Source organism: Streptomyces violaceoruber, assembly GCF_033406955.1.
Classification (GTDB): domain Bacteria; phylum Actinomycetota; class Actinomycetes; order Streptomycetales; family Streptomycetaceae; genus Streptomyces; species Streptomyces violaceoruber.
The window spans coordinates 3,915,243-3,938,648 of sequence record NZ_CP137734.1; the positions used below are offsets into that span (position 1 = coordinate 3,915,243).

At 72.0% G+C, this 23,406-nt stretch carries 29 protein-coding genes; 7 read left to right on the forward strand and 22 right to left on the reverse strand.

Going from position 1 to position 23,406, the window contains the following annotated elements:
- Window positions 1–94: 94 nt before the first annotated feature.
- From R2E43_RS17410 to R2E43_RS17420, 3 genes are all read right to left on the reverse strand, one after another.
- Window positions 95–736: a hypothetical protein gene (locus R2E43_RS17410; RefSeq protein ID WP_003974772.1), complete on the reverse strand. Its 642-nt coding sequence runs from the start codon at window positions 734–736 to the stop codon at window positions 95–97.
- Between the two features lie 22 nt (window positions 737–758).
- Entirely contained in the window at window positions 759–1,184 is a 426-nt protein-coding gene (locus tag R2E43_RS17415; protein WP_011029496.1) for a helix-turn-helix domain-containing protein, read from the reverse strand.
- 313 nt (window positions 1,185–1,497) lie between these two features.
- The gene (locus tag R2E43_RS17420; RefSeq protein WP_003974774.1) at window positions 1,498–1,965 is read right to left on the reverse strand and encodes a MarR family winged helix-turn-helix transcriptional regulator; all 468 of its coding nucleotides are present in this window, start codon (window positions 1,963–1,965) and stop codon (window positions 1,498–1,500) included.
- 101 nt (window positions 1,966–2,066) lie between these two features.
- On the opposite strand from R2E43_RS17420, the gene R2E43_RS17425 reads away from it, so the two are divergent.
- Complete coding sequence (locus R2E43_RS17425; RefSeq protein WP_011029495.1) at window positions 2,067–3,281, forward strand: metal-dependent hydrolase family protein; 1,215 nt, start codon at window positions 2,067–2,069, stop codon at window positions 3,279–3,281.
- 58 nt (window positions 3,282–3,339) lie between these two features.
- Here R2E43_RS17425 and R2E43_RS17430 read toward each other — a convergent pair whose 3' ends face one another.
- The 6 genes from R2E43_RS17430 to R2E43_RS17455 form a co-directional block, all read right to left on the reverse strand.
- The gene (locus tag R2E43_RS17430) at window positions 3,340–5,382 is read right to left on the reverse strand and encodes a HelD family protein (protein WP_093456622.1); all 2,043 of its coding nucleotides are present in this window, start codon (window positions 5,380–5,382) and stop codon (window positions 3,340–3,342) included.
- Between the two features lie 32 nt (window positions 5,383–5,414).
- Complete coding sequence (locus R2E43_RS17435) at window positions 5,415–6,038, reverse strand: TetR family transcriptional regulator (RefSeq protein ID WP_030868454.1); 624 nt, start codon at window positions 6,036–6,038, stop codon at window positions 5,415–5,417.
- 10 nt (window positions 6,039–6,048) lie between these two features.
- Window positions 6,049–7,017 carry a hypothetical protein gene (locus tag R2E43_RS17440; RefSeq protein ID WP_016326812.1) on the reverse strand — a complete coding sequence of 323 codons (969 nt, stop codon included), beginning with the start codon at window positions 7,015–7,017 and terminating at the stop codon, window positions 6,049–6,051.
- 117 nt (window positions 7,018–7,134) lie between these two features.
- A complete protein-coding gene (locus tag R2E43_RS17445) occupies window positions 7,135–8,211 on the reverse strand; it encodes a phosphotransferase family protein (protein ID WP_093456620.1) in 1,077 nt (358 codons plus the stop codon).
- A gap of 61 nt (window positions 8,212–8,272) precedes the next feature.
- Window positions 8,273–9,094, reverse strand: a complete 822-nt coding sequence (locus tag R2E43_RS17450; RefSeq protein ID WP_319129950.1) for an HAD family hydrolase — start codon at window positions 9,092–9,094, stop codon at window positions 8,273–8,275.
- Entirely contained in the window at window positions 9,043–9,918 is an 876-nt protein-coding gene (locus R2E43_RS17455) for a winged helix-turn-helix domain-containing protein (protein ID WP_319129948.1), read from the reverse strand. Before R2E43_RS17455 ends, R2E43_RS17450 begins: the two co-directional genes overlap by 52 nt.
- A gap of 140 nt (window positions 9,919–10,058) precedes the next feature.
- Between R2E43_RS17455 and R2E43_RS17460 the strand changes: the two genes are divergently transcribed.
- A complete protein-coding gene (locus tag R2E43_RS17460) occupies window positions 10,059–10,247 on the forward strand; it encodes a hypothetical protein (protein ID WP_011029490.1) in 189 nt (62 codons plus the stop codon).
- Between the two features lie 9 nt (window positions 10,248–10,256).
- Here R2E43_RS17460 and R2E43_RS17465 read toward each other — a convergent pair whose 3' ends face one another.
- Window positions 10,257–11,168: a FadR/GntR family transcriptional regulator gene (locus R2E43_RS17465; protein WP_011029489.1), complete on the reverse strand. Its 912-nt coding sequence runs from the start codon at window positions 11,166–11,168 to the stop codon at window positions 10,257–10,259.
- A gap of 153 nt (window positions 11,169–11,321) precedes the next feature.
- Between R2E43_RS17465 and R2E43_RS17470 the strand changes: the two genes are divergently transcribed.
- A complete protein-coding gene (locus tag R2E43_RS17470; protein WP_003974784.1) occupies window positions 11,322–11,507 on the forward strand; it encodes a hypothetical protein in 186 nt (61 codons plus the stop codon).
- Window positions 11,508–11,682: 175 nt separating this feature from the next.
- Here the strand turns inward: R2E43_RS17470 and R2E43_RS17475 are convergent, their stop codons facing one another.
- From R2E43_RS17475 to R2E43_RS17485, 3 genes are all read right to left on the reverse strand, one after another.
- Window positions 11,683–12,939: a GNAT family N-acetyltransferase gene (locus R2E43_RS17475; protein WP_003974785.1), complete on the reverse strand. Its 1,257-nt coding sequence runs from the start codon at window positions 12,937–12,939 to the stop codon at window positions 11,683–11,685.
- 118 nt (window positions 12,940–13,057) lie between these two features.
- Window positions 13,058–14,068, reverse strand: coding sequence for an asparaginase (locus tag R2E43_RS17480; protein ID WP_003974786.1), 1,011 nt, complete (start codon window positions 14,066–14,068; stop codon window positions 13,058–13,060).
- A gap of 117 nt (window positions 14,069–14,185) precedes the next feature.
- Window positions 14,186–14,854 carry an RsiG family protein gene (locus R2E43_RS17485; RefSeq protein WP_011029488.1) on the reverse strand — a complete coding sequence of 223 codons (669 nt, stop codon included), beginning with the start codon at window positions 14,852–14,854 and terminating at the stop codon, window positions 14,186–14,188.
- Window positions 14,855–15,032: 178 nt separating this feature from the next.
- On the opposite strand from R2E43_RS17485, the gene dtd reads away from it, so the two are divergent.
- Window positions 15,033–15,458 carry a D-aminoacyl-tRNA deacylase gene (gene dtd, locus R2E43_RS17490; protein WP_011029487.1) on the forward strand — a complete coding sequence of 142 codons (426 nt, stop codon included), beginning with the start codon at window positions 15,033–15,035 and terminating at the stop codon, window positions 15,456–15,458.
- Window positions 15,459–15,484: 26 nt separating this feature from the next.
- On the opposite strand, the gene ygfZ is transcribed toward dtd, so the two are convergent.
- The 5 genes from ygfZ to R2E43_RS17515 all read right to left on the reverse strand — a co-directional run bounded on the left by ygfZ (window position 15,485) and on the right by R2E43_RS17515 (window position 18,788).
- A complete protein-coding gene (ygfZ, locus tag R2E43_RS17495) occupies window positions 15,485–16,450 on the reverse strand; it encodes a CAF17-like 4Fe-4S cluster assembly/insertion protein YgfZ (protein WP_003974789.1) in 966 nt (321 codons plus the stop codon).
- A gap of 20 nt (window positions 16,451–16,470) precedes the next feature.
- A complete protein-coding gene (locus R2E43_RS17500) occupies window positions 16,471–16,908 on the reverse strand; it encodes a Fur family transcriptional regulator (protein ID WP_003974790.1) in 438 nt (145 codons plus the stop codon).
- A gap of 15 nt (window positions 16,909–16,923) precedes the next feature.
- Window positions 16,924–17,499, reverse strand: coding sequence for an FABP family protein (locus R2E43_RS17505; RefSeq protein WP_319214727.1), 576 nt, complete (start codon window positions 17,497–17,499; stop codon window positions 16,924–16,926).
- A 171-nt stretch (window positions 17,500–17,670) separates the two neighbouring features.
- Entirely contained in the window at window positions 17,671–17,964 is a 294-nt protein-coding gene (locus R2E43_RS17510) for a DUF397 domain-containing protein (protein WP_332056342.1), read from the reverse strand.
- Window positions 17,946–18,788 carry a helix-turn-helix domain-containing protein gene (locus R2E43_RS17515; RefSeq protein WP_332056343.1) on the reverse strand — a complete coding sequence of 281 codons (843 nt, stop codon included), beginning with the start codon at window positions 18,786–18,788 and terminating at the stop codon, window positions 17,946–17,948. Before R2E43_RS17515 ends, R2E43_RS17510 begins: the two co-directional genes overlap by 19 nt.
- Before the next feature lie 172 nt (window positions 18,789–18,960).
- Between R2E43_RS17515 and R2E43_RS17520 the strand changes: the two genes are divergently transcribed.
- From R2E43_RS17520 to R2E43_RS17530, 3 genes are read left to right on the forward strand one after another with little or no spacing between them, the layout of a single operon-like run.
- Window positions 18,961–19,353, forward strand: coding sequence for a hypothetical protein (locus R2E43_RS17520; protein ID WP_193487456.1), 393 nt, complete (start codon window positions 18,961–18,963; stop codon window positions 19,351–19,353).
- Window positions 19,350–19,601, forward strand: a complete 252-nt coding sequence (locus R2E43_RS17525) for a hypothetical protein (protein ID WP_011029485.1) — start codon at window positions 19,350–19,352, stop codon at window positions 19,599–19,601. The genes R2E43_RS17520 and R2E43_RS17525 overlap by 4 nt, the downstream gene beginning before the upstream one ends.
- Before the next feature lie 28 nt (window positions 19,602–19,629).
- Window positions 19,630–19,992: a DsrE family protein gene (locus tag R2E43_RS17530; protein WP_003974797.1), complete on the forward strand. Its 363-nt coding sequence runs from the start codon at window positions 19,630–19,632 to the stop codon at window positions 19,990–19,992.
- 19 nt (window positions 19,993–20,011) lie between these two features.
- Here the strand turns inward: R2E43_RS17530 and R2E43_RS17535 are convergent, their stop codons facing one another.
- The 4 genes from R2E43_RS17535 to R2E43_RS17550 all read right to left on the reverse strand — a co-directional run bounded on the left by R2E43_RS17535 (window position 20,012) and on the right by R2E43_RS17550 (window position 23,388).
- Window positions 20,012–20,905, reverse strand: a complete 894-nt coding sequence (locus tag R2E43_RS17535; protein WP_332056344.1) for a hypothetical protein — start codon at window positions 20,903–20,905, stop codon at window positions 20,012–20,014.
- Window positions 20,902–21,657 (reverse strand): hypothetical protein, encoded by a 756-nt coding sequence (locus tag R2E43_RS17540; protein WP_265701290.1) that lies wholly within the window; start codon window positions 21,655–21,657, stop codon window positions 20,902–20,904. The genes R2E43_RS17535 and R2E43_RS17540 overlap by 4 nt, the downstream gene beginning before the upstream one ends.
- Window positions 21,654–22,511, reverse strand: coding sequence for a hypothetical protein (locus tag R2E43_RS17545; RefSeq protein ID WP_332056345.1), 858 nt, complete (start codon window positions 22,509–22,511; stop codon window positions 21,654–21,656). The genes R2E43_RS17540 and R2E43_RS17545 overlap by 4 nt, the downstream gene beginning before the upstream one ends.
- 112 nt (window positions 22,512–22,623) lie before the next feature.
- Window positions 22,624–23,388, reverse strand: coding sequence for a glucose 1-dehydrogenase (locus tag R2E43_RS17550; RefSeq protein ID WP_136207977.1), 765 nt, complete (start codon window positions 23,386–23,388; stop codon window positions 22,624–22,626).
- Window positions 23,389–23,406: the final 18 nt, after the last annotated feature.

A 23,406-nucleotide genomic window follows, 5' to 3' on the forward strand; every position in this document is an offset into this window, starting at 1 on the left:
AGAATCGGATCGTCATTACGCGGTCACCGTACCCGCAGAACGAGCCGGACACCCCAAGGGTGCCCGGCCCGCTGTCCGCTCGTCGCGCCCTGCCCTACTTGGCGGGCGGCGTCGTCTTCTTGGCGGTGGTGTTCTTCTTGGCCGGGGCCTTGCGCGGGGCGGGCGTCTTCTTCGCCGCCGCGGACCTGTCCTCGGTGACCCGGACCGGCTCGGACTTGGCCGTCGCCGGCTTGGGCGTCGCGGGCCTGGCAGGGGCGGGCTTGGCCGGCTCGACGGCGACCGCGAGGTCCTCCACGTCCTCGGCGAGGTCCTCGATGCCGTCGGCGGCCTGGCCGCGCCAGGTGCGCACCGCGTGCTCGCCGCGCTCGGCGACCTTCTCGTAGGTCTCCCGGGCCTTGACGGCGTACTCGGCGGCGACGCCGACGGAGCGCAGCGCGAGGTCCTGGGCGGTCTCGCCGAGCTTCTTGAAGTCGGCGTCGAGGTTGCCGAACAGCTCGTTGGCCTTGGCCTGGAGGCTGCCCTGGGTCTCCTTGACGCGGGCCGTCGCCTTCTCCTGGACGGCCTTCGGGTCGGTGTTGCGTACGGCGTCGATCCGCGCCGGGGCCTCCGCGCGCAGCTGCTCCACCAGCACCGGCACCTTCTTGGCCTGCTGGAAGGCGAGGTCGGCGGTGCCCGCGGCGAAGTAGAGCGGGGTGGGGTCGCTGAAGGTCTTGCGCAGGTCGTCGGTGATGGCCATGGTGATGGTCCTCCGGAATTGCTTACGAATGAGGGTTTTGTGTCGTTTCAGCCCCGTCGACGGCGATGTCGGCGTCGGCGCCCGGCTCCGCGTCGGCCCCGAACCCGTTCTCCTTGCGGAAGGACTCGTAGACCTGGAGCAGCACCTGTTTCTGGCGCTCGTTCAGCGAGGGGTCGGCGAGGATGACCGCACGCGTCTCCACGTCCTCCCGGTCCCGCTCCGCATCGAGGATCCCCGCGCGGACGTACAGCGTCTCGGCGGAGATCCGCAGCGCCTTGGCGACCTGCTGGAGCACCTCCGCGCTCGGCTTGCGCAGCCCGCGCTCGATCTGGCTCAGGTACGGGTTGGACACGCCCGCGGCGTCGGCGAGCTGCCGGAGCGACAGCTGCGCGTTGCGCCGCTGCTCGCGCAGGTACTCACCGAGATTGCCGACGTTGAGCGATGCCATGCCTCCACCATGCAGCACCTTGCTAACTATTGCAAGCAACGCGCTTGCAATAGTGCGTCCGGCCCCTGAAGAATCCACGCCTGTACGGTCGGTCCCGTGCACTCCGCACCCGGGAAGCCCTTGCGGCTCGACGGACCGGGTGACCCCGACCGGCCTGCGCTCCGAGCACCACGGAGGCGGCAAGCGCCGACCCGATCCTCACCCCGGCGCCCCTGCCGGGCCGGCGACGGCAGGGGGAACACGGGGCTCGACCCCGGCGGTGTGCGCGTCGCCCCGTCCTCACAGTCCGCCGCTCACGCCGGGTCGGGGCGGCTCAGTCGCGGCTCGCGGTCCTGCTTCTGGACCAGGTGGCGGCGTCGGCGCCGTAGCGGACCAGGAGGCGGGCGAACTGGATGCGCTCCTGGGGCGTCCAGGCGGCGGTGATCTCCTGGAACGCCTCCCGCTGCTCGGCGGCGAACCGGCGGCGTTCGGCCTCGCCGTACTCGGTGAGTTCGAGGACGCTACGGCGTCCGTCGCACTGGGACGCCACCCGGCGCAGCAACCCGTCCTCGATGCAGGCGGCGACGGTCCGGCTGGCCACCGGCTGGGCGACACCCATCTCGACCGCGAGCCCGCCGACGGTCGTCTCGCCCGGCGCGTCGGCGATCACGTTGAGGACCAGGTTGCGGGAGAGGTCCTTGCTGGAAGCAGGTGTGCGCCGCCGCAGGCGCGACAACGCCGGGCCGATCTGGTCCAGCGCCGGATCGTCGGCGGACCGGCCGGAGGAAGACACACTGCTCATGCCCCGAGTCTAGGCCGCCCCCGCACATTTGCATACCTGTCGACAACTCCATAGCATCGGGTATGTAAATGTGTACGAGCCAGGAAACGAGGCGGACTGCCATGGCACTCACCGCGATCACCAACGCGCAGGTATTCGACGGGGAGAAGACCGTAGGCGTACGGACCGTGGTCATCGACGGCACGAGGATCGCCCGCGTCGGCGGCGAGGTCCCCCGGGACTGCGAGGTCGTCGACGGCAGCGGCGCCACCCTGCTCCCGGGACTCATCGACGCCCACGTGCACTCCGCCCCGGGTTCCCTGGCGCTCGCCCTGCGGTTCGGGGTGACGACCGAGCTGGAGATGCAGGGGATGAACACCCGGGAGAACCGCGGGTCCATCGCCGACGACGACACCCTGGCCGACGTGCGCTCCTCCGGGTTCGCCATCACCCCGCCCGGCGGTCACCCGAGCGAGCTGATGCCCGAGGGGTTCCGGCCGAAGTGGGACCTCCCGCCGGTGATGCCGCTGATGCCGTTCTCCACGACCCCGGAGGAGGCCGCCGCCTACGTGCCGCAACTCCTCGCCCGGGGTTCGGACTTCATCAAGTTCATGATCGACGACGGCACCGTGGAGGGACATCCCGGGCTGCCGTCGCTCGACCGGGCCACCCTGAACGCCGGTGTGGCCGAGGCCAGGAAGTACGGCGCCCTCACGGTGGCCCACGCGCTGACCGTGGAGGCCACCAGGATGGCCGCGGAGGCGGGCGTCGACGGCGTCACCCACGTGTTCATGGACCAGCCGCACACCGCCGAGATCATCGACCTCATCAGGGACGCGGGCATGTTCGTCATTCCCTGCATCACCCTCAACGCCTCGATGATGGGCGTCACCGGCAGCGAACTCGCCGACGACCCCCGGGTCGCCGCACGCCTCGACGACAGCTGGGACCGGACCCTGCGGTCCAGCTACGACCGCTACCCGCAGGGCAGCCTCGAGGACGTCTGCGCCACCGTCCGCGCCCTGGACGCCGCCGGCGTCGACGTGCTGGCCGGCACCGACGTCTCCATGCCCGAGACGTTCTTCGGGGGCCTGGCCCACGGAGCGAGCCTGCACCACGAACTGCAGTACCTCGTGGCGGCCGGCCTCACGCCCTCGCGGGCCCTGCGCGCGGCCACGGCGACCACCGCCCGGCGCTTCCGCCTCAGCGACCGGGGCCGCGTCGCCGAGGGACTGCGCGCCGACCTGCTGCTGGTCGACGGCGATCCGACCGGCGACATCGGCGACACCCTCAACACGCGCGCCGTCTGGCGCCGCGGCACCCGCCTGGCGGCCTGACCCCGCCGCGTCCCGTCGCGGGCGCGCGTGGGCGGCGGGCGGGACCGTCCCCGGGGGCTCAGAACGGCAGGGGCCGAGCGTGGACCACGTCCAGCCGGGACACCGCGCGGGTGAGCACCACGTACAGCCGGTGCAGGCCCCGCCCGCCGGGGCCCTCCGCCGCCGCGATCGCCGCCGGTTCGACGGCGACGACGTGGTCGTACTCCAGGCCCTTGACCACGCTCGCCGGCACGACGGCCACCCGGGCGCCCAGCGCCTCGGGCCCGGCCGCCGCGATGCCGGCCGCGTCGAGGGCGGCCCGCAGCCCCGGCACGTCCGGGTCGGCGGCGACGACACCCACCGAGCCCGCCCGGGTGAGCGCGTGCCGTACGGCGTCCACGACCGTCTCCGGCACGGCGCCCGGCGCGCACGCGCGCAGCGTCAGCTCGCCGTCGCCGCGCAGCGAACGGGCCGGCGGCACGTCCACGCCGAGCCGTGCGAGCAGCCGGTTGGCGAGGCCCACCACCTCCTGCGGCACCCGGAATCCGGTGGTCAGCGGCACCACGGCCGCGTCCGGGCGGCCCAGGTGGGCGAGGACGGTCCGCCAGGAGCGCGCGGCCCACGGCGTGGTCCCCTGGGCGAGGTCGCCGAGGACGGTGAGCGAACCGAAGGCCGACCTGCGGGCGATGGCCCGGCACTCCATCGGGGACAGGTCCTGGGCCTCGTCGACGACGATGTGGCCGTAGCCCTCGGGGTGTCCGAGGAGTCCGGCGACCTCGTCGAGGAGGAGCAGATCGGCGGCGGACCAGCGCGCCGACCTCCACGACCGCGGCGCCCGCCCCGTCCACCGCAGGGCCTGCTGCTCGTCGTCGTCCAGCACCCCCTCGGCCGCCCTCGCCAGTTCGCCCGGGTCGCCGAGCAGCGGCGCGACGACCTCTTCGGGGCGCACCCGTGGCCATACGGCGTCGAGGGCCGCGCCGACCGGGCGGCACCGTTCGACGCGGCGCAGCCAGGCGTTGCTCTGCGGCCCGGCGCGCCGTTCGGCCCGCTCCTGGACGTACCGCACGATCCGGGCCCTGACCCGCTCGCGCCCGACGCCGTACGGCGGCTCCTCCTCCCGGACCTCCGCGACGATGCGGGCCAGCGCCTCGGCCGGGACCCGCCAGCGGTAGGAGCCGTCCGGCACGGCGAGGTCGCCCGCGGCGCCCGGATCCACGCGCGCGTACAGGGCGCGGCGCAGCACCTCGGCGGTCCGGGCGTCGTGCTTGAGGGCGGCGGCCGGTGCGTCGTCGGTGCGGGTGACCGGGTGCCGGGCGATCTCCCGGTCCAGCGTGGACTGCCGTACGCCGCTCTCGCCGAGGGCGGGGAGCACCTCGGCGATGTAGGAGAGGAAGGTCGGGTTGGGGCCGAGGATCAGCAGGCCGCCCCGCTTGATGCGCTGCGGGTGGGTGTAGAGCAGGTACGCGGCCCGGTGCAGGCCGACGGCGGTCTTGCCGGTGCCCGGGGCGCCCTGGACGCAGACGGTGGTGCCGAGAGCGGCGCGGACCAGGTCGTCCTGCTCGGGCTGGATGGTGGCGGCGATGTCGCGCATGGGCCCGACGCGGGGCCGTTCGATCTCCCGCGCGACGATGGCACTGGCCCGGGACTCGCCCCGGCCGAGGTGCTCGTCCTCCAGGCCGGTGAGGTCGGCGGCGTCGCCGCGGCTGCCGGGCGCCCATCCGAAGCGGCGGCGGACGGCCACGCCGCGCGGGTCGCCCGCGGTGGCCTGGTAGAAGGCGCGGGAGACGGGGGCGCGCCAGTCGACGACGAGGGGCGGGGCGGCCGGGTGCTCGGTGATCCGCAGCCGCCCGATGTGCAGCGCCCGCCCGGTCTCCTCCCCCTCGGCGAAGTCGAGCCGTCCGAAGAACAGCGGGCCCGCGGGCAGTTCGCGCATCTCCTTGGCCCGGCTGCGCAGCCGGTACCCGAGGACCTCGGCGTCGGCACCGGAGGCGGAGACGTCCTCGCCGGTGACGACGTGCTCCTGGGCGCCCTCGACCATCGCGGCGAGGACGGTCCGGCAGTGTTCGTGGTGGGCGCGTTCGCGGTCGAGGGCGCGCTGGAGGGCGGTGTCGGTCGACGTCATTCCGGCAAGCATAGGGGAACGACGTTACCGAGTTACATATTTTCTGTCGTAACGAATCTGGGCAGCCCGGCGGCCAGCCCGGCGAACGCCCGTTCCGCCGCCGCCACCGCGTCCTCCCGGACGTCCTCCACCCGTTCCCCGGCGGCGATCCGCCGCCAGTTGTCCAGGGCGAGGACCCGTTGCACGGCGATGATCTGCCCGGCCGCCAGCCTGGCGTCCAGGTCGCCGCCGAGCACCTCGGCGAGCGCGGCCTCGGACCGCTCCAGCTGGGTGTGCATCCGGGCGACCAGGGCGGGGGTGCCGTAGAGCAGCCGGTGGAAGGCGAGTACGGCGGGGTGGTCGTTGAGCCCGGTCACCGGGTCGCACCGCTCGAGCCCCGCCAGGAAGTGCCGCCGCAGCGCGTCGACCGGCGCGGGCTGCCCCTCCCCGGCCACCCGGGCCGCCTCGTCCTCGTGGTCGGCGATCCGGTGCAGGACCAGGTCCTCCTTGGCCGGGAAGTACCGGAAGAGCGTCGGCTTGGAGACCTCGGCAGCGGCCGCCACCTCCGCGACGGACACGGCGTCGAAGCCCTTCTCCAGGAAGAGTTCGACGGCGATGTCCGACAGGGTCCGGAACATCCGCTGCCTCTTGCGCTCACGCAGACCGGGGGCGTTCATGCAGGCGAGCCTACGCACCGCTTCCGCCGGGGGCGGCCTCCGGTTCCAGGCGCCGTGCCGCGTCCCAGAGGGTGCCGAAGAAGCCGCACCGGCGGTCGACGAGGACACCTCCCGGCTCACCGTCGTAGCGACTCCAGCGGGTCAGCAGCGATCCGCGGCCGATGAGGTCGAGCAGCTGCCCTTCCTCGGGTCCCGGTCCTTGCGGGAGGGGAGCGGAGGTGACGTATGCGTCCGGCCGCACTTCGAGCGTGTCGTAGATCCCCTCGTACACCACGTCGTCGCCGATGGCGTACAGCTTGAGGAAGGGCGAGATGTGCACCGCCCTGAACTCGACCGACAGCGTGCCCTGGTTCTTGTGGAGCATCCTGCCGCGCGTGGTCCTGAGGTCCTGCGCGTAGCCCGCGATCTTTCCGGTCAGGTGCCGGCGGAATCCGGGCGCGTCCGTCAGCTTGCCGTCCGCGGCCCTTACCAGGCCGGGGACTCCGGTCGGGCGGGTGAAGTCCGGGACCAGGATGCGCACGGACACGGATCTCGAGGGATCGGGCGGCAAGTCCTCCAGTACCCGGCGCAGCGGTTCGACGAAGGTCTCCCCGGTGAAGCACATGCCCGACAGCTGGGTCTCACCGCCCCGCAGCACCGCCTGGGCGCACTCCTCGATCAAGCGGTCCATCGTGGCGGCGTCACCCGACTGCGGGCCCAGTCGCGCGGTCAGCTCCTGGACCTCGCCGCTCAGCCGCCGGACGGCCTCGTGGAGCTGCCGCGTCTGCTCCCCGTCGGCGTCGCGCGCCGCGTTCAGCCGGAGCACCTCGGCGTAGAGCACATACCCCACGATGCTGAGCAGTGCCCCGCCGATGTAGGTCTTGCCCTCCAGCGCGTCTCCCACGGGCTTGACGAACTGGGCGACGAGGCCGACGAAGAAGACCGCCAGGAGCAGCCCCTTGGTCAGCGTCGTCTCGGCACGGCCCCGGAGTGCCGCCATTCTGCCGCTCAGCGAAGATCCGCCCTCAGACATCAAGTCCCCCCACAGGCCCACGAGTTCTGGCGCGCCAGATCATGGTGACCGCTGTCGGGGCGAACAGGAAGGGGCGGGAACCGATCAGCGTGCCGTGGCGTGCCAGACCCGCAGAGCCTCGACCACCTGCTCCCGGTCCGGTACGTCGACCAGCCGCAGCGGCTCGCGGGCCCGCCGTACGGCCCGCTCCACGCGGTCCGCGGCGGTCCGGAAGTGCTCGGTGCGCGCGTCCTCGGGCAGGTCGATCGCCGCGCGCATCACGTCGGGGAACACCGACTGGGCGTACTCGAACGCGACGTAGACGGGCAGGTCCTCGTGCAGCCCGGCGGTGAGGTCGGTGAACCCGGCATCCGCCATGGCCTCGGCCCACAGGTCCACCATGCGCCCCTGTTCCTCCTTCCCGTACGCCATGCGCACCAGGTGGGTCGCGAGGTCGTGCAGCGGGTCGCCGAGTATGGCCAGCTCCCAGTCGATCACCGCGAGGCGCCTTCCCCGCACGACGACGTTGGCCCGGTGGACGTCCGTGTGCAGGAGCCGGAAGGGGCGCACCGCGCGGCAGCGGTGCCCGGCGGCGAACCGCGCCATCGCGTCCTCCGGGACACCGACGGCGTCGAAGAGTGCGCCGAAGCGGTCCCGGTTCGGCCGGTGCACCCGCCGCTCCGTGAAGTGGACCAGCCAGTCCAGGAAGCCCTGCGTGTCCCCGTCCCGCGGCCACCCCTCGGGGCGGGCCGGCAGTTCCGCCACGGGCACGCTCGCGGTCCGGACGAAGAACGACGCGAACGATCGCATGAGTTCCTCGCCCACCCGCCCGGTGGGACCGCTGTCGCTGAGCACCCGGCCCGCCCGGTAGCCGTGTACGGAGCCGTTCCCGAGGTCGGCCAGGCAGCGCGGCACCTCACGCAGATATCGGCAGACGACACCGAGCACCTCCGCCTCCCTCTGCCAGATGCGCGGCACAACCTCGACCGCCCGCAACGGAACCCGGTACTTGAACCGGGTGAAGGGAACGGCGCCCAACAGCAGCGCCAGCACCAGGCCCGAGCGCCGGACGTAGTTGACGTTGTGGTGCCCGGTGAGCACCTCACCTCTCCCGCGGAGTCTCCGCGACTCCACGAGGTGGTGCACGAGCGCCTTGCGCGCCCGGTGTGGCAGACGGTGCATGGCCGGAGAGTAGCGCCTCCGGCCCGTTACCCAGGGCCGCGTGACGAAGGTGTTCCCAAGCTCAGGCGGGAGCGGGTGTCCCGTTCTCCCACAGCAGTCTGAGGACCGGCTCCAGGGAGTCGACGACCGTGTCCGCGCCCGCCTGTTTGAGGAGCTTGGTCTTCCGTTCGTTGTGGCCGTAGCCGAGGAAGGGCACGCCGGCCCGTCGGGCGGCGGTCACGTCGGAGGCCGAGTCGCCGACCATCAGGGCCCGTGCGGGGGCGGCGCCCATCGCGCTGAGGGCGCGGTTGAGGCAGTGGGGGTCGGGTTTGAGCAGGTGCGGGTCCCCGGTGCGGCCGTAGATGTGGGGGGCGAAGCAGCCCAGCAGGTCCCGGGTCTCCAGGTACTCGCTCACCACGCGGGGCGAGTTGTTGGTGGTGACCGCGAGGCCCACGCCGAGGGCGGACCAGGTGCGGATCAGGGCGTCCGCGTACGCGGTCGGCCACGCGGTGGGCACGGCGCGCAGTTCCTCCCGGGTCAGCCGTTCCTCGAACTCGGCGACCAGGTCGCTCCGCCGGTGTCTGCGGTCGACCGCGGCCAGCAGGACGTGCGGGTCCGGTTGGACCTGCTCCTCCTGGGTGAGCAGCTCCTTGAGGCCGAGCCGCTCCAGCCAGTCCACCAGTTCGCCCGCCACCCGGTCGGCCGAGTAACCCGCGAACAGCCGGCAGATGGGGCCGTCGAAGTCCCACAGGACGACGCGGGCACCCACGACCAGGTCCCGCAGGGCCTCGGACTGCTCGTCCCGGCCGGTCCGCTCGCTCACCGGTTCCGTCTGATCCGTATCGGAAGTCACTAGGAGAGTGTCATGTCCGTGGTGATGGTTTCCCAGAGGGCGTCGAACCACTTCTGTGATTCCTCCACGAACACCGCGTCCCGGTGACCGGTCCGGTTCAGGAACGAGAACAGCAGCGACTGGGAGCCGAGCGCGTCGTACATCTGGAGCGTCCGGCTCTCGTACTCCTCCTCGCGCCGGGTCAGCATGTAGTAGCCGAGGAGGGCCTCCTCGCCGTTGAGCAGGTACAGCTTCATCGGCGGGGTGAACGGCAGGGCGCGGAAGGCGATGCGCACGTCGACGCGGTGGGTGGAGCGCACGGCGTGCAGGTTGTGCTGGAGGACGCGGGCCTGGGCGTTGCGCATCTGGAGCCAGCGCTGGTGGACCGGGTCGTCCTCCTCGTCCTCGACCAGGACGGGGAAGGCGAGTGCGATGTCGCGGGAGGGCATCAGCACGCGGAAGTCGATCGACTCCGGGTGGATGCGGCCCTCGTGGATCAGGCGGAGCGGCTCGCTGAGGGCGAGCATCAGCGTCTCCGAGGTGTGGCACACGACGTCGACCCGGACGTGCGGTGCCGCGAACGCCTCCGCCAGGCGCGGCCCGAGCGCCACCATCGTCGGCTGCGGCTCGGCCCGCGGTGCGGCGGGCTCGGCGATGCGGGGCGGGCTGCCCTTGCTGACGTTGGTGAGCAGGCCGTCCTCCTGGAGTGCGCGCAGGGCCTGGCGGACGGTGCCGCGCTCCACGCCGAACTCCTCGGCCAGTTCGGCCTGGGTGGGCAGGCGGTCGCCCGCCCTGAGGTCTCCCCCGCGGATCCGCTCCCGCAGGACGTCGGCGATCTCCTGGGACGAGAGCCTTCTGCTGCCGTTCACGGACACGTTCTCCTGAGTCACGACCAAACGCTACAACTTCGACCTACCTATAGGGAGTTGTTTGAAACTTGTTTATAGGTAGTAGCCAAGTGGGGACAACATAGGGAGAGTTGGTTGCCAACTTCGCCCAGTTGGCGAAAGTCTATCTTCCCGAAGGGGGGAAGGCCATGCCCGTCCTCGCCCTGGTCTCCGCGGTCTTCGTCATCGCCTTCGAGCAGATCGTCCAGTGGAGGTACGGTGCCACCGGCATCGTCGGCCTGCTCCTGCTCACCATAGGCATCAAGGCCAAGAGCCCCTCCGTCAGCTCCGCCGGAGCGGTGCTGCTGGCCCTCCTGGTCGCGGGTCCCGCGCTGTGACGGGGACGGTCAGCCCGCGAGCACCAGCTCCGAGCTGATCGTCCCCCACAGTGCGTCGAACCACAGCCGGGACTGCTTCACGAACACGCCGTCGCGCAGGCCACCGCCCTGTTCGAAGGCGAACAGCGTCGACCGGATGCCCTCCGCGTCGTACATCTCCAGCTGCTCGTGGTCGATCTCCTGCTCGCGCCGGCCGAGGGTGTAGTACGCGAACAGGGCCTCGCTGCCGTTGAGCACGTACAGCTTCACGGGCGGGGTGAAGGGCAGCGCGCGGAAGGAGACGCGCACGTCTATGCCGTGCGTGGCGCGCAGGCTCAGCAGGTTGTGCCGGAGCACCTGCCCCTGGGCGTTGCGCATCGCCAGCCACCGCTCGTGCACCGGTCCGCCCGCCGCGCCGCCCGAGACCGCCACCGGGAAGGCGAGGTCGATGTCGCCGCTCGGCAGCAGGACCCGGACGTCGACCTTGGCCGGTTTCAGTCGCCCCGCGTGGATCTGGCTCAGCGGTTCGCCGAGGGCGAGGGTGAGGGAGACGGAGGTCAGGCAGAGCGCGTCGATCTCGACGTGCTCGGCGGCGAAGGCCGCCGCGATCCGGGAGGCGAGCGCCACGGTCGTGGGCATCGGCCGCGCTTCGGGACCGGACTGGGGGCCGTACGGATCGGGCGCGACGGTCGCCGGGCTCCCCTTGGACACATTGGTGAGCAGACGTTCCGACTGAAGGATGCGCAGGGCCTGGCGGACAGCGCCCCGCTCCACGCCGAACTCCTCGGCCAACTGGGCCTGCGTGGGCATGCGCTGGCCCGGCCGCAGCCGACCGGACCTGATCCGGGCGCGCAGCTCGTCGGCCACCTCTCGATGTGTTGCCTGTGGCCGCTGCGGTCTCTCCCGCCCGTTGACGGGGGCGTGTTCCGGCTCCACGACCAAACCCTACAACTTCTCGCCATCTTCCGGCAGTTCGCGGAAAGGTGGTTATGAGACGCTTCCAAGCGGAGATAAGTACAGTGAAGTTGGCAGCCAACTTGAGCAACGTGGTCGAGCCTCACGAGGGTTGGCCACCACGGTGACAGGGGGACCACCATGCCGCTCATCGCCATCGTCGTCGCGGCTCTGGCCATCGGGTTCGAGCAGCTCGTGCAGTGGAAGTACGGGCCGATGGGCATCATCGCGTTCGTCGCGCTGTCCATCGGCATCAAGGCGAAGAACACCATGATCGGCGGTGTGGGTGCGGTGATCCTCGTGATGCTGCTCGCCCAGTCCGGCTGAACCGACGTACTGACGGCCGGGCCCCCTTCCGGAGGGGAGCCGGGTGCCCGGCCGGTCAGTAGGCACCACGCACAACAGGCACAACAGGCACAACCACAACCACAACTGAAGAGCACGTCGAAGAACCCGCGCTACGGATGCGCACGTCCACCGTCACCGGAGGAAGGGAGTCACCTCAGAACATGTCCGGGCACCAAGGCCGCCTGGACGTACGCAGCAGGGCGTCGACCACACGGGCGGCGCCCGCTCGTTCTTCCCGCACCCGGCCGAGCGCGGCCAGCCGCACCGCCGACTCGTCGCCCAGCCACAGCGCGGCCAAGTCGCCCACGTCCAGCACGAAGTGGGCGCTCTCGGTGGTCGGCGCGCAGGACGCCCCGTCCGGCCCCGCCTCCAGCCGCCACCGCCCGCCGGTGAGCCCTCCCCGGTCGACGACCTCGAGGACCACCGATCCCTGCCCCTCGTACGTCCGCGCCTCCAGCGCCCGCGCGACGTCCAGGATCCGCACCCACAGCCAGTCGGCCTGCGTGGTGATGCGGGCCGCCCGCGGGTCCGGCAGGAGATGCGGGAGCAGGTCGTCGGGGGAGCGCCAGCCGCTCTTCACCGTCTGGACCCAGTCGATCGAGCACAGGTAGTGCCACAGCGCGCGCTCGGCGGCCGGGGTCACGGCGAGCAGCCAGTCCACGGTCGCCGTGTTCAGCGGCTGCTTGGCGTCGCCCCAGCGGTCGTCGGTCCGGTAGGAGGCCATGCCCTCGACCTCGCCGTCCGCCGAGCGGTACAGGGCGTAGCAGGGCTCGGTCCAGGGGGAGCCGTTCCAGTCGATGACACCGGTCCGGTAACGCCACCACAGCTCGGTCCGGCTGACCGCGCCCGGCTGGGCCCGGCGCAGCCGCTCGTGCAGCTCGGGTCCGAGCCGCCGGACGTCGGCGCCGTCCACGAGGTCGATCCGGCCGCCGTCCTCCGGGGCCGCCCAGCGCGGGTCCAGACCGGCGCGGGGGACGTCGACCGCCCACTCGGTCATGCTCGTGGCGGGGCCGAAGCCGTACCGGCCGTAGATCCGGTACTCGGCCGCGATCAGCGTCGCGACGACGTCCCCGCGCTCCTTCGCGGCGGCCAGGTCCTGCGCCATCATCCGGGTGAGCAGACCGCGGCGCCGGTGGGTCGCGGTGACGGTGACGTTGGAGACCGCGTCGGCCCGGACCAGGCCGCCCCCGACGGCCGTCAGCTCCTGGTCGAAGGACCGGAAGGTCGCCACGCACCGGTCGCCGTCGAAGGCGCCGAGCGACCGGCCGGGCACGAACTCGTTGCGGCGGGCCTCCAACTGCTCCTCGGCCACGGCGGGCGGTCGCAGGAACCCCGTGTTCAGGGCCCGGTTCCAGTCGGGGAACTCGGCCTCGGTGATGGGACGTACGTCTATCTCGGTGCGGCGGCTCATACGCTCACCGTAGATCGCCTGCCCGGCTCCGTCGCGGGGATTAACGGGGCGGCTCCGAAGGACCCGGACCCCGAAGGACCCGGACCCCGAAGGACCCGGACCCCGAAGGACCCGGACGTCAGAAGGACGCCCGGATCTCCCCCACCTCGCGGCCGCCGCCCAGCAGCGGCGCACGCCCGATGCGCCCGACGACCGGCGCGTCCACGCCCAGCAGCGTCAGGGCGCGGGCCAGCACCGGGCCCAGGGCCCGGGTCGCGCCGTCCTCGATCTTGAAGGCGAGGGCGCGGCCGTCCGGCAGGGCCACCGCCTGTACGGCCTCGGCACCCATCTTGGAGAGGCTGCCGGGCACCTCGCGCATCAGCCAGGTGTCGGCACGCCGGCTGCCGGCGACGTACTCGGGGTGCGCGCGCATCGCGTCGGCGACCCGGCGCTCGGCCGAACCGGGCTCGGCGGCGACGAAGGAGCGGAAGGCGCGGGCCAGCCCGACCAGGCTGATCGCCATCAGCGGCGCCCCGCACCCGTCGGTGCCGACGGCGGCGACCGGCTCGCCCGCCGCGTCCTCCACAACCCTGTGGATAACACGCTGGAGCGGGTGCTCCGGGTCGAGATAGGTTTCCAGCGGCCAGCCCTGCTGCGCGCAGACCGCCAGCATCGCGGTGTGCTTGCCGGAGCAGTTCATGGTGACGCGGTCGGGCTCGGCGCCGGACGCCAGGTACGTCTCCCGCTCCTCGGCGTCCAGCGGCAGGTCGGGCGGGCACTGGAGCAGCGCCGGGTCCAGGCCGTACTCGTCCAGCATCTTGCGGACCAGGTCCCGGTGAAACGGTTCTCCGGAGTGGCTCGCGGCGGCCAGCGCCAGCCGCTCCCCCGCGAGGTCGAGGCCCGCCCGCAGCACGCCCGCCGCCTGCATCGGCTTGTTGGAGGAACGCGGGAAGACCGGCGCCGTCACCTCGCCCAGCGCCAGCTCCACCGCCCCGTCGGCGCCCAGCACCACCAGGCTGCCCCGGTGCCGCCCCTCGACGAAGCCGGACCGGACGACCTCGGCGAGGACGGGCGGCACGACTGGCGCGAGGGCGGACGTGGGCGCGGCCCGGTCCGCATGCGACGGCTGCGACGGGTGTGACGGCTGCATCGGTTGCGACGGCTGGGGCGCGGGCATCGGCGGTGGCCTTCCGGAACGGGCGACCCCCCGCGGCGACGGCCCGGGATCACCGGGCTCCGAGGGCGGCGCGGATGGCCGCCCCCCGTGTCACACGAGCAGGTCGTCGACTTGTGCTTCCCCCTCACGGTACCGGCGCGCGATCTCCGCGCTGCAGCCGTCCGCCGTGCGCTGGAGCCGCTGCCGGCTCCGGGAGACCTGCTGCTCGTAGCGGACGAGCCGCCCCATCCCGGCGGTCAGCTCGACGTCGGTGCGGGCCGTCAGGTCGGACAGCTCCACCTCGCCCATCATCTCCGCGGCCAGCCGCCGGCACTCCTCGCTGCGCGGGGTGGCCAGCGTCACGTGCCGGGCGGAGGAGCGCTGCCGGGCCGGCGCGTCGGCGAGGATCTCCGAGAGCCGCTCCACCACCGACCCGGTCGCCGCGGTGGTGACCACGGACGACGACGGCGTCGCCGGCCCGCGCCCCGCCAGCTCCGCGCGCAGGATGTCGATACGGCCCTGGAGCAGCCGCCGTACGTAACTGAGGTCGGCCTCCTCGCGCTGGGCGTCCCGGCGCAGCGTGCGCAGCTCCGGCAGGCTCAGCGCGGTCAGGTCCCCCTGCGGGGCATCCGCCGGCAGCTCGGGGCTGTCCGTGCGCTGCACGGGCGCCCGGGGTGCCTCCAGACCACCCAGGCCGGCCGGACCGCTCGGACCGCCCCGGCCACTCGGACATGTCAACGCGGCAGTCCCGAACGACCGCCCCGTACTCGGTGTGCTCATGCGCCTCAACCGTCCCCTCGCCCGGCGTCTGGGAGCATCGTGCCACCCCAAGTGGCCGCTATGTGACCGAGTGCCCCCGATCGGACCCGATCGGCCCCAGATGGGGGGTTCGCAGTGAAAAGAAACCCCCTACGGCCCCGCCCCTCCACACCCTAGGGGCGCACGGCATCATTGCGGGATGCGTGCAGTGGTGCAGAGGGTGGACGGCGCGAGCGTCGTGGTGGACGGCGAGACCGTGGGGGCGATCGACGGCGAGGGCCTGTGCGTCCTGGTCGGCGTCACCCACGACGACACCAAGGAGAAGGCGGCGCAGCTGGCCCGCAAGCTCTGGTCGGTGCGGATCCTGCACGACGAGAAGTCGTGCAGCGACCTCGACGCCCCGCTGCTGGTGATCAGCCAGTTCACTCTTTATGGCGACGCCCGCAAGGGCCGCCGCCCCACCTGGAACGCCGCCGCCCCCGGTGACGTCGCCGAACCGCTGGTCGACGAGGTCGTCGCCCAGCTGCGCGCGCTGGGCGCGACCGTGGCGACGGGCCGCTTCGGCGCGCAGATGCGGGTGTCCCTGACGAACGACGGCCCGTTCACGGTCCTCGTGGAGGTCTGAGCCCGTGGAGGCCTGAGCCCCGCCGCTCAGGGCTCGACGACGGTCTCCTGTGCGGCCGCGGTCTCCTCGGCCATCAGCCGGGCGTCCACCGGTACGTTCCGCTTGACCAGGGCGAGGGCGACCGGGCCCAGCTCGTGGTGGCGCACGGACGTGGTGACGAAACCGATCTTCCGGCCGTCGGGCCCGTCGTCCGCGAGGCGGATCTCCGCCCCGTTCGGCGGCAGGTGGACCTCACTGCCGTCCAGGTGCAGGAAGACCAGCCGGCGCGGCGGCTTGCCGAGGTTCTGCACCCGGGCGACGGTCTCCTGCCCCCGGTAGCAGCCCTTCTGGAGGTGCACGGCCGTACCGATCCAGCCCAGCTCGTGCGGGATGGTGCGGTGGTCGGTCTCGAAGCCGAGGCGCGGGCGGTGCTGCTCGACCCGCAGCGCCTCGTGGGCGAGGATCCCGGCCGCGGGACCGGCCTGGGCGGCGAACGCCTCCAGCTCCTCCCGCGGCAGGAAGAGGTCACGCCCGTACGGCGTCTCGCGGACGACGGCCGAGGCGGGGGCCTGGGCGATCGACCCGGCCGGCAGGTGCACGAGGGCGGTGTCGGCGGTGCGGTCGGCGACCTCGACCCGGTAGAAGAACTTCATCGACTCCAGGTAGGCGATCAGCGCCTCCTGACTGCCGGGCTCGACGTGGGCCCAGACGGTCGTGCCGTCGTCGACGAGGTACAGGGCGTGTTCGATGTGGCCGTTCGCGGAGAGGATCAGCGCCTCGGTGGCCTGGCCGGCCGGCAGGTCGCTGACGTGCTGGGTGAGCAGCAGGTGCAGCCAGCTCAGCCGGTCGTCGCCCGTGACGGCGAGGACACCGCGGTGGGAGAGGTCGACGAAGCCGGTGCCGTCGGCGAGGGCACGCTGCTCGCGGAACAGGTCGCCGTAGTGGGCGGCGACGCCTTCGTCCACACCCTCGGCGGGTACGGCGCCGGGCAGGGACAGCAGGGGGCTCTTCATACGCCCAGCCTACGACTCGCTTACGAGTCGGTAGTTGAACCCTTCAGGGAACAGCTCTCGCACCGGCCGAAGATCGCGAAGTGCTTCATGTCGGTGTCGAACCCGAACTGCTCGCGCAGCTTGGCGGTGAAGTCGGCGGCCACCGACAGATCGGCCTCGATCACGTTGGTGCAGTCCCGGCAGACCAGGTGGATGTGGTGGTGCCGGTCGGCCAGGTGGTAGGTGGGCGCACCGTGCCCGAGGTGGGCGTGGCTGACCAGCCCCAGCTCCTCCAGCAGCTCCAGCGTGCGGTACACGGTGGAGATGTTGATCCCCGACGCCGTCTTGCGCACCTCGCCGAGGATGTCGTCCGGGGTCGCATGCTCCAGCGTGTCGACGGCTTCGAGCACCAGCTGCCGCTGGGGCGTCAGCCGGTAGCCGCGCTGCCTGAGGTCGCTCTTCCAGTCGGTGCTCACCACACCACGAGTCTAGGACTACTTGAAGAAAGCGATCCCGTCGTCCGGCATGTCGTCCGGCAGGGCCTTGGCCCAGCGCTCGACGTCCTCCGGCGTGACGACCTTCTTCAGGTGCGCCGACATGTACGGGCGCAGCTCGACCTCGGGGGTCTGCTTCTCGCCGACCCACATCAGGTCGCTCTTGACGTAGCCGTACAGCCGCTTGCCACCCGTGTAGGGCTGAGAGGCCGCGGTGCGGGCCACCGCGTCCGTGACCAGGTCGATCTGGGGCTTCTGGTCGGCCAGCTCGCCGTACCAGATCTCGATGACGCCGTCGTCGCGGGTCATCGTGACCTCGACCTTGCGGTTGGCGTCGATGCGCCAGAAGCCGTGCTCCGACTCCAGCGGGCGGACCTTGTTGCCGTCGTTGTCCAGCACCCAGGTGTGGGACTGGTACTCCAGGAAGTCCCGGCCGTCGTGGGTGAAGGAGACCTCCTGGCCGAAGTTGCACTTCTCGGCACCGGGGAAGTCGTGCACACCCGCGCCCGCCCAGTTCCCGAGGAGGAAGGCGAGGGGGACGAGGTCCTTGTGCAGGTCGGACGGGATCTCGATCATGAGCGGACTTACTTCCTGGCGTCGGTGATCAGCGCTGGCCCTGGTACAGCTTCTTCACGGTCAGACCGGCGAAGGCGAGAACGCCGACGCAGACCAGGACCAGCAGGGCTTCGAAGAAGATCTCCACGGGGTGCTCCTTGAGCGGGGGGCATAAACAGGGCCGGCCCCAGCTTACGCGGCCCGCCCCGCCTCTTCTCGCCGGACTCCGTCCAGGAAGGCGGCCCACACGGGGGCGGCGAAGAGGAGGGCTCCGCGGGCGGGGTCCTTGCTGTCCCGGATGGGGACGAGGGAGGGGAGGCCCGCGGCGACCTCTACGCAGTTGCCGCCGTCCGGGTTGCTGTAGCTGCTCTTACGCCAGTCCGCAGCGCGGAGGAGATCGTCGGAGACCTCGACGCAGTTGCCACCGCTTGAGTTGCTGTAGCTGCTCCTGCGCCAAGACACGGTGCTCAGGTCGATGGCTCGCATGGCGCTTCCTCCAACGTCCGCAGGATGAACTCGCGCGACTCGGCCGGTGACAGCGCCAAGTCACGCGTCGAATCGTACCTGCGCTGAAGCAGCTCAACCGAGGCGTTTTCTTCGACCAGTTCGCCGCGCAAATCGTTCTCGATGTATGCCACTACGCGGCCGTTCGGCAGCCGCAGAAACATCACGTCGGTGTTGGTCAGCCCGTGCCGCCCGGCACTGAACGGCAGCACATGGAGGGTGATGTTCGCCCGCTCGGACATCTCCACCAAGTGGGTCAACTGCTCACGCCATGCACCCATGTCACGCAGCAACGTACGCAGCACCGCCTCGGACAGAATGACGCGAAACGGCGGTGGGGTGTCGCCCTCCAACAACTGCCGGCGACCGAGACGCGCCTCCACCTGCTGCTCAAGCTCGGGGACAGTCAGCCAGCCTGCGGCAAGAGCCTCGCGCGCGTACCCGGCGGTCTGAAGGAGCCCCGGTGGAGCGCTCACCGCGTAGTACCACAAGCTGATCGCCTCGGCCTCCAGGATCATGTACCGCCGATACTGCTCGCGGAGCTGCGTCGGATCGGCCACCGCCAACTCCCACAGCGTGAGCAGCATGCCGCCCGTGCCGTAGTACTGGTCCAGCGCCTCCACGATCTCCGGGCCGCCCAGCGTGTGGCCGTGCTCCATCTTCCCGAACTGGGACGCGTCCCAGCCCACCACCTCCGCGACGCCCCGCAGGGACACGCCCCGCCCGTTGCGCAGCAGCCGCAGCTCCTCCGCGAACCGTGCCCTCGGTTCCTGACTGCGACCCGTGATCGCCCTCCGCTGCGGCACCGCACCCCTCCCGGCTGTGGAATTTGTGGAATTTGGAGCGCCCGGTGTGGCACTAGCGGCCGTTCCGGGCTTGGCGACCCCCGCCGTGGGTCATGCTCGTAACTGCCCACCACTACGCAGAGTAGGGCAACTGTCGCATTCCGTACAGACGTTGACGTAAGGGAGCGGACCCGTGAGAACAGAACCGGCCACCTACGAGCCCGGCACCGTGCTCTACGACACCGCCGCCGCGAAGGTCGGTGAGTACCGGGGCCGCAGCGGGGCGCGCGTGCTGCTCCGACCGCTCGGCGGCGGCCGGGAGTGGGAGGCGGAGCCGCCCGTACTGCGCCCGGCGACCGACCGCGAGCGCCTCGGGGCGAGCCTGCGCGCCGCGAACGACCGCACCCTCGCCACGCCCCCGGCCCCTGCCGAGCTGGAGCGGCCGCCGCTGCCGGTGCCGGACTGCGAGGCCTGCGCCTGGCTGGCCGAGCGGCGGGAGACCGCGCGGGCGGCGTTCGACCACAGCGCGGTGACGGACGCGAACGTCCTGCTGCGCCAGCACCAGCGCAAGGAGCACGAGGGATGACGTACGACGGCGGACTGCCCTACGAGGAGTGCCGGCGGGCCCAGCGGCTCGCGCCCCGACGGGACCGGGCGCCCCTTTCTCCCGGCTTCGCGATGCCCCCGTTCCATCCGGACCACCCGCCGAGGCCCGCGCCGAGGCACAAGGCCCGGTCCCGGCGGCGGGCCGGGCTGGACGGTGCCACGGTCAGCGGCCTGCTCACCGTCCTGTGCGTGGCCACGCTGCTGGTGACGATCACCTTCGCGGTCTGACACCGCCCGCGAGGGCTACGCTTCCGGCATGGCGAAGAAGCTCGTGATCAAGGTGACGGCGGGGGCCGATGCCCCGGAGCGCTGCTCGCAGGCGTTCACCGTGGCGGCGGTGGCCGTGGCCAGCGGGGTCGACGTGTCGCTGTGGCTGACCGGTGAGTCCGCGTGGTTCGCGGTGCCGGGGCGCGCGGCCGAGTTCGAGCTGCCGCACGCCGCGCCGCTGCCCGACCTGCTGGACTCGCTCCTGGCGGGCGGCCGGGTGACGCTGTGCACCCAGTGCGCGGCCCGGCGCGACCTCACCGAGAAGGACGTCATCGAGGGCGTGCGCATCGCGGGCGCGCAGGTCTTCGTGCAGGAGGCACTGGCCGACGACACGCAGGCCCTCGTCTACTGAGCGGTCCGCGCCACCCCGATCACCCGAGGAGCCTGCTCTGTAGGGCGACCGTCTGCTGGAAGGGCACGGCGGCCGCTCCTCCCTTGCGGGTCTGCAGGACGACGGCCAGCACGTCCCCGGCGCCGAGGTACGCCTGCCTCACCTGCTCGGCGCCGTACGGCTCGGGCTCGACGTAGACCGAGTAGTACAGGTCGTCGCTCACGGCCTCCGTCGGGAACTTCTCGTCGGGAAAGCTCAGGTCCGTCCCGCGCACGGCGTAGGCGGGCTCGCTGTACGACGCGAGGTGGCTGTTGCGCAGTTCGTCCACCACGGCCGCGGTGTCGAAGTGCAGCAGGTAGACGCGCGTGTGAGTGCCGTCGGACGTGGTCCAGCCGTGAGCGGCGATGTGGCGCAGTCCGTAGTCGACGAACAGCTGGCGGAGCTCCTCCTGTTCGGAGGTGTCCCCGTACTCCTTGAGGAACTCGTCCGTCGCCAGCCAGCCGTCCTTGCCTCGCAGGCGCTTGTCCGGCTCGGCGCCCTCGGGCGCGGGCAGCACGAGCTTCCGCAGGTCCGCGTAGTGGGTGCCGGCCGGATTGGTCCGTGCGAACGGGCGGGGGCTGCCGGTCGGCAGCGGCGGGGCCGTCAGCTCGGGGTACGTCCAGCGCCCGTCCGTCCGGGTCGCCAAGCCCGGTACGTCTGTCCGGTCCATGCCCGTGACGCCGTACGCCGTGGCCGACCCGACGGCGGCGAAGACGGCGACGGCCGCGGTCCAGCGCAGCACGCCGCGAAGGATGCGACGGTCCTTCCGTACCGGGGGAGGCACCGCAGCGGCAGCGGGCTCGGCGACCGGCGGGGCGATGTCGGGCTCCACGGACGGCTGCGCGGGCTGCTCGGCCTGCTCGGCCTGCTCGGTCTGCTCGGTCTGCTCGGTCACACCGCCACCCCGGTCTCGCCGAGGCGGTCGAGCTGCTCGGTCAGCAGCGCGGCGACACCCTCGGCACCGAACGGCCGCACGCCTTCGGCGGTGGCGGAGACGAGGACGTCTCCCTGGGAGGCGGTACAGAACATGACGTCGAGTTCCTCATCCGATTCGCCCGGAAGGCGGTAGCAGCGGGCGTTCTTGTGGCCCTTGATGCTCGGTCCCGCCTCGAAGACGTCCAGGGATTCGAAGGCTTCGTTCCGGTCGCTCGCACCGGAACGGGCCGCGCGCCGGTCCATCCGGGTCAGCACGATGCTGAGCGTGGCCGCACCGGTCTGCTCACCGCTGTGGAGGCCGCCCGTGGTGGCGTAGCTGCGCATCGCCACGCCCGTGATGTGCAGGCGGTCGATCTCCTTCTCCAGCTCCTTGCGCTGCGAGCGGGGCAGGTCGCTCAGCGACTCCTTGGTCAGAGCAGCCGCATGAGCACCGGTCAGCGCGGCGTCCGCCCCGAACTCTCCGAGGTCGGGGCCCCGCGTCCACCCGTCGGACCGGTACGGCACCAGGGCTCCGGACAGTCCGGTCGCCGGTGCCTCCTTCTCGTCGTCCGTCGGAGCACCGGGCGGTGTCCAGACGGGTGCGCCGGAGGCCCGATCGGCATCCTTGACCGTGTCGACGGTGTAGCCGACCGCTCCCACGACGACGGCCAGCAACAGACCGCCCGCTGCGGCGGCGGTCGCCCGCCCGCGCCGCGTCCTCTGCCCGCTCACAACCGCTCCATCTGCCGCCGGGCCAGGTCCATGATCTGGTCCTTGCCGATCCGCTCCGTGTCGGCCATCCAGATCTCCATCTCGATGTCGCCCCGCCAGGCATGTGCCTCGGCGGAGTACAGCGGCGGAGACCCGTCCACGGACTCCGGACGGTTGTGCACGAACACCTCGCCGTCACCGGTGCCGGGAATGGGCCACCTGTCGGTGTCGTCCTCCCGTCCCCATCCGGCCCAATGCCGCCCGGTGTCGCTGCCCTCCAGCGCGGACAGGACTTCTTCCTGGTGGAACTGGATGAGCCGGATCTCGACGGTGCGGGTGGCGCCGGTCTTCCAGCGGGTGACGGCCGCCCGGCGGAAGTCGTCATGGACGTATTCCGAGAACTGCTCGCTCGGGCTCCCGAAGGCTCCGACGTAGGTCGCGAGGTCCATCCAGCCGTCGACGCCGTCCAGCCACTCGATCTCCCGCGCCCCGCGCGGCTTCTTCAACAGCAGCTCGCGCAGGTCGCCGTCGGTACGCACCCGGCGGTCCTGGTCGGCGGGCAGCGGCTTCGGCGCCGCGCCCTCGCCGCGCGTGAGCGCGGCCTGCGACAGTGGCGGCAGCTTCGTCGGCTCCCGGCCCGCCTGCACGAGAACCCCGGTACACGTGCCGGCGACCAGCCCCAGCACGGCGGCGGCGGCGATGAGCAGGGTCGTGCGCCCGCGCCGCCGGCTTCCTCCGGCCGCTGCGTCGGGTGCGGCCTCGTCGACGGGTGCGGCCTCGTCGACGGGCGGCGGCTCGGGGGCCGCCGCCGTCTGCGGCGCGTCCGGTGGCGTCGGCGCGGCCGGTGCCGCGGGTCTCGCCGGTTCCTCTTCCATGACGTCCCCCCACAGAACGTGAAGCGCGCGTTCCGTGTGCGCGCACACAGGAGACCCACAGCCGGGGTTCGGGGTTGCGGCGCCGTTGATCACGATTCGGCCGCGGCGGCGCTCACTGCCCCATGACGTACGCCACCGTCGGACCGGTGGTCCAGCCGCCGTCCACCGCGAGTTCGGCGCCGGTGACGTAGGACGCGGCGTCCGAGAGCAGGAAGACGACCGCGCCGGCGATCTCGTCGGCCTCGCCGACCCGGCCCATGGGCGTGTTCGGGTACTTCCCCTCGCCGCGCTCGATGCCGACGGCCGCGGTCATCGGGGTGTACGTCATCCCGGGGTGCACGGAGTTCACGCGGAGGCGGGCGGTGCCCCACTCCACGGCGCCGATCTTCGTGAGCCCGCGCACGCCCCACTTGGAGGCGCCGTAGCCGGCCGTGAGGGCGAGGCCCATCAGGCCGGCCGCGGACGAGATGTTGACGATCGATCCCCCGCCGGCCTCCTTCAGCGCGGGGACCACGGTCTTCATGCCGATGAAGACGCCGGTGAGGTTGACGTCGAGGACCTTCCGGAAGTGGTCGACGGACTCCGACTCCAGCGGCGTACCGGTCGAGATCCCGGCGTTGTTCACCAGTCCGTGCAGCGCGCCGAACTCGGTGACGGCGAAGTCGGCGGCCCGGCTCCAGTCCTCCTCCGAGGTCACGTCGTGGTGCAGGAAGCGGGCGCGGTCGCCGAGTTCGCGGGCGGCGTTCTCGCCGTCGTCGTCCAGCACGTCGGTGATCAGGACGTGCGCCCCGGCGGCGACCGCCTGCCTCGCGGCCTCCGCGCCGAGACCCCGGGCGCCGCCGGTGATGATCACGTTCTTGCCGGTCAGGTCGTGCATGGTGCGTGCTTTCCTTTC